Genomic DNA, 12,147 nt, shown 5'->3' with positions numbered 1-12,147 from the left:
TCGCGCTACCTTCCGCTTAGATACTCCTGCAGCGTTTTAACTTCAAGCGCAGAGTCGTCCTTTATCGAGCAGATTGAGCGCGTAGCGGCGATCGCCGCCTTCATCGTCGTAAAATACGGCAGTCTAAAGCGCAGTACGCTCTGGCGGATCTTCGCGGCGTCGGTAGAGTTTGATTTGCTGTCGCTAGTGTTGATGACGAGCGAAATTTCGCCGTTTTTGAGCTTGTCCTCGATATTTGGGCGACCCTCGCTGATTTTATAGACAAACTCGCACTCTACGCCGTTTTCTCTCAGCAGCTTGTGAGTGCCACTCGTAGCCGCGATACTAAAGCCCGCATCCGTAAACGCGCGCACAAGCTCCACGGCTCGCAGCTTGTCATGATCGGCTAGAGACAAAAATACCTTGCCGCCGCTTGGAAGCGCGTTGCTCGCGCCAATTTGAGATTTAGCGAAACTTTTGGCGAAATTTTCGCCGATACCCATCACCTCGCCGGTGCTTTTCATCTCGGGCCCCAAGATCAGATCCGCGCCCGCAAGCTTGTTGAAAGGAAAGACACTCTCTTTTACGCAGATATGGTTTTTAATACGCGGCTTTAAAATTCCCTTCTCTTCGACCAGCACGCCGAACTCGTCGTAAAATTTCAAAGCCTCGCGCAGACCCCCTTGCCACATTACGCGGGTAGCGACCTTAGCCATCGGAATTCCGGTCGCCTTGCTCACAAACGGCACGGTGCGACTCGCGCGCGGATTTACCTCGATGATGTAAAGCTCGTTTTCAAAAATCGCGAATTGAATATTCATAAGCCCCACGACGCCGAGATTTAGCGCGATCTCTTTGGTTTGGCGACTTACCAGATCGATCATCTCCGCGCTTAAGCTAAGCGGCGGCAGAATACTCGCGCTATCGCCGCTGTGGATGCCCGCCTCTTCAATATGCTCCATTATCGCGCCGATATACACGTCGCGTCCGTCGCAGATCGCATCCACATCAAGCTCGGTCGCGTCAAGTAAAAATTTATCTATCAGCACCGGCGAGTGGTGGCTCACGCTCACGGCTTCGCTCATATACAGCCTAAGCTCGGCTTCGCTATGCACGCGCCGCATCGCGCGACCGCCGAGCACGTAGCTAGGGCGCACAAGCACCGGATAGCCGATCGCTGCGGCCTTTTCGATCGCTTCGGCTTCGCTTATGGCGGTATCGTTTTTCGGCTGCTTAACGCCGATGCTTGCGATAAACTCACTAAATTTCTTGCGGTCCTCCGCTACGTCTATCGTGCGCGCGCTCGTGCCGATGATCTTGGCTCCCACGGTGCTTAGACGCTTGGCGAGCTTTAGCGGCGTTTGGCCGCCGAAATGCACGATCACGCCGTCCGGGCTTTCAGCCTCGATGACCGCTCTAACGTGCTCGAAATCGATCGGCTCGAAGTATAAAATATCACTCGTGTCGTAGTCGGTGCTGACGGTTTCGGGGTTGCAGTTATACATTATCGTGGTGATGCCCATATCGCGCAGAGCGTAGCTGGCGTGCACGCAGCAGTAGTCAAACTCGATGCCCTGCCCGATGCGGTTCGGACCGCCGCCGATGATGAGGACTTTTTTATTATCTTTTGAAATTTTACGGCTTGCAATGGCGGGCGTTATGTTGGTGCTGGAGTACAGATACGGGGTAAGCGCCGCAAACTCGCCCGCACAGGTATCTACTTCGTTGTATTCAAGGTCGATACCCTGTCTGGCGCAGGCAAAATGGATATCGTTTTGCGTAAGGCCCAGATTGTCCTTTTTGTTGATCAAATTTGCGATCATCTTATCGCTAAAACCCCAGCTCTTGGCCTGCCTTAAAAGCGCCGCGTCGTTGATGATCTCCATATCGATGCGCTCTTCAAATTTTACGATCTGCTCGATCTGGCTCAAAAACCAGCGATCGATCTTGCTAAGCTCGTAAATTTGATCCACGCTCATACCCGCTCTAAAGCCCTGAGCGATATATAAAATTCTATCTTGCTGCGCGTTGCGAAGCCCGAAGATGAGATCTTTTTCGCTCAAATTTAATTCTACGAAGCCGAAGTAGCCCTTCTCCAGCGAGCACAGCGCTTTTTGGATGCTCTCTTTAAAGCTGCGCCCGATCGCCATCACCTCGCCGATACTTTTCATAGCGGTGCCCAGATAGGGGTTTGCGCCGGGGAATTTTTCAAACGCAAAGCGCGGAATTTTAGTCACGATGTAATCGATCACCGGCTCAAAGCTCGCGGGCGTGCCGGTGATATCGTTTTTGATCTCATCCAGGCTAAAGCCCACCGCCAGCATCGTAGCGACCTTGGCGATCGGATAGCCCGTAGCTTTGGACGCGAGAGCCGAGCTGCGGCTTACGCGCGGGTTCATCTCGATGACGATCATCCGCCCCGTTTGTGGATTTACCGCAAACTGCACGTTACTGCCGCCCGTATCCACGCCGATCTCGCGTAAAATTTTAAAACTCGCGTCGCGCATCCTTTGATACTCTTTATCGGTAAGCGTCAGGGCGGGCGCAACCGTGATGCTATCGCCCGTATGCACCCCCATCGGGTCAAAATTTTCGATCGAGCAGACGATGATGCAGTTGTCCTTATGATCGCGGATCACTTCCATTTCGAACTCTTTCCATCCAAGCAGGCTCTCTTCGATCAAAATTTCATTTATCGGGCTTACATCTAGCCCATTTTGCGCGACCTCTTTAAACTCGTCGATATTGTACGCTACGCCGCTACCAGCTCCGCCCAGGGTGTAGCTAGCGCGGATAATGAGCGGAAAGCCGATCTCATTCGCCGCAGCCATCGCCTCTTCGATGTTGTAAGCATATTTGGATTTAGGCAGATCCATTCCGATCTTAATCATCGCCTCTTTAAATTTTACCCTATCCTCGCCTTTTTTTATCGCTTCAGGCTTGGCGCCTAGAAATTTCACCCCTGCTAGCTCGCCGCTTTCGTAAGCCTGCATCGCGACGTTTAGCGCGACCTGTCCGCCCATCGTAGGCAGGATCGCATCGACGCCCTCGCGCTTTATGATACGTAAAATGCTCTCTTTGGTGATCGGCTCGATATAGGTAGCGTCGGCAAAATCGGGATCGGTCATAATAGTAGCGGGGTTAGAGTTTATTAGCACTACGCGGTATCCGAGGCTCTTTAGCGTCTTGGCAGCCTGCGTGCCGCTGTAATCGAACTCGCACGCCTGACCGATTACGATCGGACCGCTGCCGATCAGTAAAATCGTCTTAATATCATCTCTTTTGGGCATCAATTTTCCTTTGTAACGACATACAAAAACGCCGGCATCTCGGAGCTCACATAGGGCTCTACGACGGCGCTTTTGTATAGCTTCCCGCTTTGAATCTCTTTGACTTTCCCTACTGGCACGCCGGCAAAGAAAATTTCATCTTTCCCGCTCGTAAAGACCTCGTCGCCTACCTTAGGATCAAGCCATTGCGGGATATATCTAACTACGAGCTCGTTATTTTCGCCGCCTGCGACGCCAGGAATTTGAGCATCTCCTATGAAAACGGAGAAGTTGCTCTTTTCGTCGCGCTGTAAGATCGCAAGCGGGCGCCCGTCTTTATTTACTAAAATCCCTGCGGTCTTGCCCTCGCTGATGAGACCGTAAATTTTGTTTGGGTTAAAATTTTCAAAATTTACAAAGAATTTGTTGTAGTCGTTTAGATTCGCGTAGCTCAACGCCTTTACGAGCTGGACTTTGGGCTCATAAATGGAGCTGTTTTTATCGATCAAAATTTTATTCAGCTCGCCCGCGAACGTACTAAGTAGCATCGCCGATTTTTTTAGCTCGGCGTTTTCTTCTCGTAGAGCTTTGATCGTCTCTGCCTGGTTAAAATGCTCGTTCACAGCGCTTTTTACCCGATCACTCACGCCGTAATAAACCTCTAAAATTCCTCCTGCAAATCCGATAAATTTGCCGTGGATATACGAGCCGAACGTAAGCGAAACGGCTACCAGCAAAACCGCGACGAGGAGGAGTTTGAGATTAGTCATTTGCCGCTTGTTTTAGCGATTTGATCTCTTCTAGGGCTTTTCCAGTGCCGTTTGCGACGCAAAGCAGCGGCTCGTCCGCGACGAAAACCGGAAGCTTTACGGTGTCGCTTAGATATTTATCTAATCCGCGAATGAGCGCACCGCCGCCCGTTAGCACGACGCCGTTTTCGACGATGTCGGCGGCGACTTCTGGCTGAATGCTCTCAAGGACAAATTTTAACGCATCGGCAATCTCTCTGATTGAGTCTTTGATCGCCTCTCTAACGTCCTCGCTCGTAAGATCGACCGAGCTTAAAAGCCCGCTAATCTGGTCTTTTCCTTTGACCGTGTATGTAAGATCTTTTTGCTGTTGTACCGCCGTGCCGATCTTGATCTTGATCTCCTCGGCGGCGCGCTCGGATATGAGTAGGCTATATTTTTCTTTGACGTAATTAACGATGCTTGCGTCGATCTTATCGCCCGCGACGCGAACGGATTTGGCGCTAATAATACCGCCCAAAGAGATAACGCCAATCTCTGTGGTACCACCGCCGATATCCACGACCAGCGAACCGCGCGCTTCATTTACGGGAAGTCCCGCACCGATCGCTGCAGCCATCGGCTCTTCGATTAGATAAACCTCGCGCGCGCCCGCTATCATAGCACTTTCGCGCACGGCTTTACGCTCGACCTGAGTTAGCCCGTAAGGAACCGAGATGATGATGCGCGGGCTTACGAAAAAACGGCGCTTGTGGGTCTTTTCGATGAAATACCTAATCATCTTCTCCGTCATATCAAAATCCGCGATAACGCCGTCCTTCATCGGGCGCACCGCTTCAATATCGCCAGGAGTTCGCCCGAGCATCTCTTTAGCCTCGGCGCCCACGGCGATGATCCTTTGCTTGCCGTAGCGTTCGTTTTGTACCGCGACGACGCTTGGCTCGTTGATGATGATACCTTTATCTTTTAGCAGCACGAGCGTATTTGCCGTGCCTAGATCGATGCCCATATCCCTAGAAAATAATCCTAGAATCGAATCAAGTAACATTTATCCCCTTTATGCAGTTAAATTTTGTTTTACAAGTATCGGCTTAGAAACGCCGTCTACGACCTCTTTGGAGATAATGACGTCATAGCCCTTAAGCTCAGGCAGATCGAACATAATATCGATCATGATCTCCTCGATTATGCTGCGAAGTCCGCGTGCACCGGTTTTGCGCTTTATCGCCAGGCTCGCAACCTCGTTTAGCGCGTCGTCGTCAAATTTTAAATTTGCGCCGTCTATCGCAAAGAGCTTTTGATATTGTTTTAAGATCGCGTTTTTCGGCTCGGTTAAAATTCTAACCATCGCCTTTTCGTCGATCTCATTTAGCGTAGCCACTACGTGCAAGCGCCCGATGAGCTCGGGAATTATGCCGTAATGCACCAAATCGTCGGCCTCGACCATGTTTAGCAAATTTAAGCTCTCTTTCTTGCTGCGCTTGGTTTGGTTAAACCCGAGCACATTCTGCCCGATGCGGCGGTTGATGATCTCGTTTAGCCCATCGAACGCACCGCCGCAGACGAATAGGATATTAGTAGTATCGATCTGTATGAAGTCCTGATTCGGATGCTTGCGGCCGCCCTTGGGAGGGATATTTACGACGCTCCCTTCGATGATCTTAAGAAGCGCTTGTTGTACCCCTTCGCCGCTTACGTCGCGCGTGATACTGCGGTTTTCGCTCATCCGCGCGATCTTATCGATCTCATCTACGAACACGATACCGCGCTGCGCCTTTTCTACGTCGCCGTCCGCGGCCTGTAAAAGGCGGGTGAGGATGTTTTCTACGTCCTCGCCGACGTAGCCCGCTTCCGTTAGGCTCGTAGCGTCGCTAATGGCGATCGGCACGTCCAAAAATTTCGCCAAGGTCTGCGCCATAAGTGTCTTACCGCTGCCGGTAGGCCCGATAAGCAAGATATTTGATTTTGAAATTTCGGTATCGTCGCCCTTCGCGTCGGTCTGCCTGAAAATTCTTTTATAGTGGTTGTAAACGCCGACGCTAAAAATTTTCTTAGCGCGCTCCTGGCCGATGACGTAGCGGTTTAGCACCTCCATCAGCGCCTTTGGCTTGATAGCCTCGAAATCGATCTCTTTATTTTGATTTTGTATCGCCTCATTTTGACCCTCGCTGCCGTGGATAGCGGCGTATGCCATATCGATACAATAGCTACAGATAGCTGCCGTACCGTCGTCGTTAGGATAGATACGACGCCCGTCTGCGCCCGTCTCACCGCAAAAACTGCACTTATTTGCCATTAAATTTTACCTTTATCTAGCGGAATTCCGCGTTTTGTGTTGATTATAAACTCGCACATCTTGCGCACGTTTTGATCGCTCGTTTCGTTTAATAAAATTTGCGCCTGCTCCTTTAAACCCCCGCCTTGGTTGAATAAAAATTTATACGCCCGATTTATCGTCTCGACCGTCTCTTTATCGAAGCGGCGGCGGATGCCCGTTAAATTTAGCCCGCGAATATAGGCGCGATTTCCCTCGGCTAAACAAAACGGCACCACGTCCTGACTAAGCGCGCTAGCGCCTGCGATCATGCAGCTCTCGCCGATACGAACGAATTGATGTACGGGGGTAAGCCCGCCTATAACGGCATAATCGCCCATTACGACGTGGCCTGCGAGCGTGGCGTTATTGGCTAAGATTATGTTGCTGCCCAGCACGCAATCGTGCGCGATATGGCAATACGCCATCATAAAGAGATTATCGCCGATGCGCGTAAATCCGTCGCCCTTATGCGAGCCCGAGCTGATCGTGCAAAACTCGTGAATCGTAGCGTTTTTGCCGATGATTAGCCCCGTGCGCTCGCCATCTTCAAAGCTCATATCCTGCGGAATTTCACCCACGATAGCGTATGAAAAAATTTTAGAGTTCTCGCCGATTTGAGTATCTCCGATGATGCGCGCGCCCTGCTTGATCGTGCAGCCGTCTGCGATTTTAGCCTGCGCGCTTACGAAAGCATACGGCTCGATCGTGACCTCAGCTCCGATCTGCGCACCGTCCTCGATGATCGCCGTGTGGTGAACTTTAGCCATCATTTATCCATTATCATCGCTTGAAGTTCCGCCTGCGCGGCCAATGTGGCGCCATCGTTGATGTAGGCTTCGCCCTTTAGCACCCAGATACGTCCGCGGTGTTTGATTACGCTGATGCGATACTCAAGCTTGTCGCCTGGGCGAACCGGGTTTCTAAATTTAGCGTTGTCGATACTCATAAAATACACGACCTTGTCGCTTAGATCGACGCCCTCTTTCTCCATGCTCTTAAACGCCAGCACGCCGCCCGCCTGCGCTAAGCCCTCGATTATCATTACGCCCGGATAGATCGGATGGCCTGGGAAGTGACCCTGAAAGATCTGCTCATTGTAGGTTACGTTTTTATAGGCCTTGATGCTTTCGCCTATGCTGAGCTCTTCGACGCGATCTATCAGCAAAAACGGAAAACGATGAGGTAGGATGGAGAGGATTTCGTTTATATCTATCATTGATCTGCCTTTTTTAGAAATTTTGGAATCTTATCAAATTCTTACTAAAATTTCCCTAACGTCTAAAAATATGCGCGAGAGCCCGTAAATTTGAACTTTGGCGGCTCTTATCTCGTCCGTGACGATGATCGGCGAGAGCGAGCCCGCAGCGCACAGGGCGGCGCGAGTTTTATTTTGACGCGCGAGACTCGGCGGGGTTTTTAGCATTTCGGATACGCTTTTGAAATTTGATCTTGAAATTTCGTTAAATTTCGCCAGGCTTAAAATTTTAATCTCGCCCTTGTCGCTGCAAAAAATTTCGCACTCGCGCTCTATGCTAAAGCTCACGTTTTCGCGCGTAAAATGCGAGCCAAATAGCACAAACGAGGGCACTGCACGCCCGTCAAATTTAATCCATGCGCGCAACAAGCGGTAGTTTAAAAACCGATCGCGCAGCACGCTAAATTTAACCCCTTTTCTTTCGAGCGAGCAAAGCTTTTTGTAAAATTTCAACTTCTCCTCTACCGAAGCGGGCAAGATTTGCCTATCGATCGGCGACATTAGCTCGTAAATTTCGGCGCCTTGGGCTAAATTTAGCCTCAAATCCGCCGTCAGACTTCCGTCCGAATTTCGTTCAGCCCTTCGCTGATCATTCCGCTGCGCCGCAAGCGCGTAGATACAGCCGCAGTAGTTTTGATGATAGAGCGCGTCTTTTTTCGCAAGCGCAAACTGCTCGTTCGTGCCGCCATTTTTGCGAAAATCGGGCGCGATAAACTCCAGTCCGCAGCGCTCGCAAATGCGCTGTAGCGAGGCGCAGAGCTGAGAGTGCGATTTTTTGGGACTCATAAGAAGAGTCGTGGTGATTTTACGCTCGCCCAAACTTAGCGCGAGCTCGGCTGTTTTTTGCATGCGAAAATCAAAGCAAAACTCGCAGCGCGCGCCTTTTTCGGGCTCATTTTCAAGCCCGCGCGCGCCGTCTAGCCAGCCCTGAAAATCATACTCGCCCGGGATAAATTTAATCCCCAAATTCTCGCAAACCCGCTTCACGTCATGCATTCTAAGAACATATTCGCCGCAAGGGTGGATGTTTGGATCGTAGAAATAGCCTATTAGCGGCTCTTGCGTGAGCTCTTTTAAGCGGCGCAAAAAATAATCACAATCGACCGAGCAGCAGATGTGAACCAGCAAAATTTAACCCTTTGCACGAAATTTTTGGATATAATTTTACGCTATCAAAATTAATGAGCGGAAAAATGAAAAAATTTTTTATAAACCACTGGCGTAAGTTTGCTTGCGGCTTGGGCGGATTTGCGCTATTTTACGTGCTTGCGGGCTTTTTCGGCGTGCCGCTTTTTATCGAAAAAGCGCTGCCTAAAATTCTAGAAGGCAGAGCGAGCTTTAGCGTGCAGGATGCCAAATTTAACCCCTTTACCTACGAGCTAAATATTACGCGCCCCGAGCTTAGCACCTTTAAGCCGCTGTTTAGCGCCGATGAGATAAATTTAAAAATCGGTTTTTCAAAGCTTTTTAAAAAGACTCTCGCGGTAGAAATTTTGCATCTTAAATCGCCTAAATTTCATGTCGAGCGCGAGCAAAACGGCACTTTCAATTTCGAGCCGCTACTTTCGGAGCAAAAGAGCGAAAGCAAGGATGAAAACTCCAGCTTCAACGTCACGCTGAATAATTTTAAGATCGAGCGCGGCTCTCTGGGCTACGTCGATAACTCCCTGAAAAGGCCGTTTTCGCTCATCTCGACCGAGCTAAATTATGAGATCAACGGACTAAATTTAAAGGACGAAACGATCGGCGAGCACGATTTAAGCGCCATTTCGCGTACATACGACGCGCTGAGCTTCGATGGAGCCATCGACCTGGCGCCTCTTCGTCTGCACGGCAAGGTAGGTATCTCGCGGCTGAAAATCGATCCGTTTTGGCTATCGTACCTCGATCCGAGCGGCGTGCGATTTAAGAACGGCTTCCTTTCCGCTACTCTAAATTACCGATTGAGCCTCGATGAAAATATAAAATTTGCGCTTGAAAACTCAAAGCTCGAGCTGCAAAGCCTAGAAATTTTGCAAGATCAAAATTTAATTTCGCTAGGCTCGCTGAAAATCCCGAGCTTTGAGCTAAATACGGACATTTCGAATGAAATTTCAGGCAAAGTGATGATTCCGCAAGTGCTAGTTTCGGGCGCAAAATACGATATGGGCGAAACCAAAATTTCCACAGGCTTTGAGGGCGCGCGGGTCGCGGATTTGGCGCTCGATTTTAATAAAACGGGGGCAAACTTGCGGCTAAACTCCGCCGTAAAAAGCGTAGATCTAAACCGCTCAAGCTTTGCAAACCCGCAAATTTCGGTCGTCTCAAACGACACTAAAATCACCGAAAATTTTTTGAAATTTAACGCCGAAGGTAACGATACGGCCCTTCATACGGGTTTTGGCGCCTTTAATATCGCGGACACGCAGATTACGCTAGCGCGCAGCGACAAAATTTCACTCGCCGCAACCGAGCTGGGCGCGTTTAGCTACGACAAAGAGGGCGCGCAAAACGGCGCAAGCCTGAAGTTTGCTAAAATTTCAAACTCCAAAATCGCAAACAAAAACGGAATTTTTAGCGGATTTGAAAGCTTCGGCGTGCAGGGGGTTAAATTTAACGTCGCGGATCTAAATCTGGGCGTGGATAAAATTTTGCTAAACGCGCCGTTTTTCAACTCGGAAGTGGGCGCTGGCGGCGCCAAAAGCATAAACGATCTGGCGATCTTAAGCGCGATCTCTAAAAATCACGCGAGCCCCAAAAAAACGGCGAGCGCGGGCGATACAAACCCGGCGGATGTAAACTCTACAGCAAGCGGCGCAAATTCGGATTCTAAAAAGCCCGCCAAAAGCCCCGCTTTAAAATTTAAGATCAGCGAGGCCTCCGTAATGGGCGCAAAGGCTAAGATCAGCGAGAGCTTTATCGTTAAAAACAACGTGCACGAGATCAAGGATTTCAGCGCCACGCTAAGCGGGCTAAGCTCAAATTTCGCCGAGCCTTTCGGCATCAAAGCAAACCTTATCGCGGGCGAGATCACCGCTAGCGCGGACGGCAAGGCTAGCATCGCGCCGCTTAACGTAGGCGTGAACTTCAGCCTAAATGCACCAAATTTGAGCGTTTTTAACAAATATGCAGCGGAATTTATCGCAGGCTCCATCGCCGGCGAGCTCGCTACGCAAGGGCAGCTGAAGTTTTCAAACGCCTTCTCGCTCGAAGCAAAGCTTTCAGGCAAAGGCTTGGCGCTAAGCTCGGGCAGGGATAAAATTTTCTCCCTTGCGTCGCTGAATGTCGCGCAAATCGCGCTAAGCCCAAGCTCCCTCACGCTAAACAAGATCGCTCTTGGCTCACCCTCGGCAAATATCTCGCTAAATAAAGACAGGCGTTTAAATTTGCTCTCGCTGATAAAGCCCGCCGCGCAGGCAAAACAGACCACAAAGCCCGCCGAAGCGGTACCTAGCAGATCCGCAAAAAACGGGGCAAACTTTGCGTGGAGCGTAAAAAATATCTCGCTTAGCGGCGGAAGTTTAAATTTCACTGATGAGAGTCTAGCAACACCCTTTAAACTGCGCATCAGCGATATGAAAGCAAGCATCAGCGAGATCAGTCCGAAGCGAGCGGCGGATATCAAGCTTAGCTCGCTCGTAAGCGGAAGCGGGCTAGCGAGCATCACGGCGCGCGCCTATCCGCTGAATTTTAAACGCAAAAGCGATATAAGCGTCGTTTTAAAGGAGATCCCGCTTGTGCCCGCATCGCCCTATACCGCCAAATATATCGGCAACGAAATCGCGGGCGGCAAGTTAAATTTAAAACTTGCCTACAAAATCGAAGACGGCAAGCTGAATGCAAGCAACGATCTAAATTTAGACCGCTTCGAGCTCGGCAAAGAGGTGCAGAGTAAGGATGCGCTGAGCCTTCCAATCGGGCTAGCGGTATCGATCCTAAAGGACAGCGACGATCAGATCGATATTAGCCTGCCTCTAAGCGGTACGCTGAGCGATCCGAAATTTAGCTACGGCGCGCTCGTTTGGGGCGCGGTCAAAAAGCTGCTCTCGGACATCGTGCTAAGTCCGTTTAGATTTATGGGAAAGATCGCGGGCGTGGATACGAAAAAGCTGGAAAGTATCGATTTTGAGGCGGCGAGCAGCGAAATTTTAATCAGCGAAAGCTCTAAAATCGATGATTTAGCCAAGGTCGCAAAAGCTAAGCCCGATCTTAAGATCATCCTAAACTCTGCGTATAACGAAAAGCTCGATACTCACGAGTTTCAAAGGCGCTCGCTTCAAAACACGCTTACGCTGATGTCTAATAAGCAGGGGCTCTCTACGGATGAAGCCATAGCGGCGCTTAAGATCAAATACGGCATCAAAGCTAGCGGCGATGAGGCGATGGAGGAGCTGATAGCAGCGCAGAAATTTACCCGTTCGCGTCTTGATGAGTTAGCCCTTGCTAGAGCGGCCGCCGTGCAATCGGCACTCGTGCAGCGCGGCGTAAGCGCCTCTCGTATAGAGATCAAAAAACCTAGCGAAGCGGAGCTTAAACAAAACAGCTTCATCCCGCTAAACCTGGGTCTTGAAAAATAGCGTAAGCAAAATTTGGCTATAC

8 protein-coding genes are annotated in these 12,147 nt (G+C 50.2%); 1 reads left to right on the top strand and 7 read right to left on the bottom strand.

Going from position 1 to position 12,147, the window contains the following annotated elements; translation table 11 throughout:
* Nucleotides 1–5: 5 nt before the first annotated feature.
* From carB to Q0101_RS04340, 7 genes are read right to left on the bottom strand one after another with little or no spacing between them, the layout of a single operon-like run.
* A complete protein-coding gene (carB, locus tag Q0101_RS04370; protein WP_297942713.1) occupies nucleotides 6–3,269 on the bottom strand; it encodes a carbamoyl-phosphate synthase large subunit in 3,264 nt (1,087 codons plus the stop codon).
* Entirely contained in the window at nucleotides 3,269–4,018 is a 750-nt protein-coding gene (gene mreC / locus Q0101_RS04365) for a rod shape-determining protein MreC (protein ID WP_297942711.1), read from the bottom strand. The genes carB and mreC overlap by 1 nt, the downstream gene beginning before the upstream one ends.
* Nucleotides 4,011–5,045 carry a rod shape-determining protein gene (locus Q0101_RS04360; protein ID WP_005869818.1) on the bottom strand — a complete coding sequence of 345 codons (1,035 nt, stop codon included), beginning with the start codon at nucleotides 5,043–5,045 and terminating at the stop codon, nucleotides 4,011–4,013. The genes mreC and Q0101_RS04360 overlap by 8 nt, the downstream gene beginning before the upstream one ends.
* A gap of 9 nt (nucleotides 5,046–5,054) precedes the next feature.
* On the bottom strand, nucleotides 5,055–6,293 hold the full coding sequence (clpX, locus tag Q0101_RS04355; RefSeq protein ID WP_297942709.1) for an ATP-dependent protease ATP-binding subunit ClpX: 1,239 nt from the start codon (nucleotides 6,291–6,293) through the stop codon (nucleotides 5,055–5,057).
* Nucleotides 6,293–7,081 (bottom strand): acyl-ACP--UDP-N-acetylglucosamine O-acyltransferase, encoded by a 789-nt coding sequence (lpxA, locus tag Q0101_RS04350; RefSeq protein ID WP_297942707.1) that lies wholly within the window; start codon nucleotides 7,079–7,081, stop codon nucleotides 6,293–6,295. Before lpxA ends, clpX begins: the two co-directional genes overlap by 1 nt.
* The gene (gene fabZ, locus Q0101_RS04345) at nucleotides 7,081–7,530 is read right to left on the bottom strand and encodes a 3-hydroxyacyl-ACP dehydratase FabZ (RefSeq protein WP_177386946.1); all 450 of its coding nucleotides are present in this window, start codon (nucleotides 7,528–7,530) and stop codon (nucleotides 7,081–7,083) included. Before fabZ ends, lpxA begins: the two co-directional genes overlap by 1 nt.
* A gap of 33 nt (nucleotides 7,531–7,563) precedes the next feature.
* Nucleotides 7,564–8,697: an epoxyqueuosine reductase QueH gene (locus Q0101_RS04340; protein ID WP_297942705.1), complete on the bottom strand. Its 1,134-nt coding sequence runs from the start codon at nucleotides 8,695–8,697 to the stop codon at nucleotides 7,564–7,566.
* Between the two features lie 65 nt (nucleotides 8,698–8,762).
* Between Q0101_RS04340 and Q0101_RS04335 the strand changes: the two genes are divergently transcribed.
* Nucleotides 8,763–12,125 (top strand): DUF748 domain-containing protein, encoded by a 3,363-nt coding sequence (locus Q0101_RS04335; RefSeq protein ID WP_297942703.1) that lies wholly within the window; start codon nucleotides 8,763–8,765, stop codon nucleotides 12,123–12,125.
* Nucleotides 12,126–12,147 lie beyond the last annotated feature (22 nt).

Origin of the sequence: uncultured Campylobacter sp., assembly GCF_937921625.1 — a bacterium.
In the GTDB taxonomy this organism is placed as follows: domain Bacteria; phylum Campylobacterota; class Campylobacteria; order Campylobacterales; family Campylobacteraceae; genus Campylobacter_B.
Note: the sequence above shows the minus strand (reverse complement) of the source record. Positions and strands in the feature narration are given on the sequence as shown.

What these genes read in the sequence shown, in the direction of transcription:
- fabZ (WP_177386946.1), bottom strand. Translation starts at nt 7,530, where the DNA reads ATGATAGATATAAACGAAATCCTCTCCATCCTACCTCATCGTTTTCCG.
- clpX (WP_297942709.1), bottom strand. Translation starts at nt 6,293, where the DNA reads ATGGCAAATAAGTGCAGTTTTTGCGGTGAGACGGGCGCAGACGGGCGT.
- carB (WP_297942713.1), bottom strand. Translation starts at nt 3,269, where the DNA reads ATGCCCAAAAGAGATGATATTAAGACGATTTTACTGATCGGCAGCGGT.
- mreC (WP_297942711.1), bottom strand. Translation starts at nt 4,018, where the DNA reads ATGACTAATCTCAAACTCCTCCTCGTCGCGGTTTTGCTGGTAGCCGTT.
- Q0101_RS04335 (WP_297942703.1), top strand. Translation starts at nt 8,763, where the DNA reads ATGAAAAAATTTTTTATAAACCACTGGCGTAAGTTTGCTTGCGGCTTG.
- lpxA (WP_297942707.1), bottom strand. Translation starts at nt 7,081, where the DNA reads ATGGCTAAAGTTCACCACACGGCGATCATCGAGGACGGTGCGCAGATC.
- Q0101_RS04360 (WP_005869818.1), bottom strand. Translation starts at nt 5,045, where the DNA reads ATGTTACTTGATTCGATTCTAGGATTATTTTCTAGGGATATGGGCATC.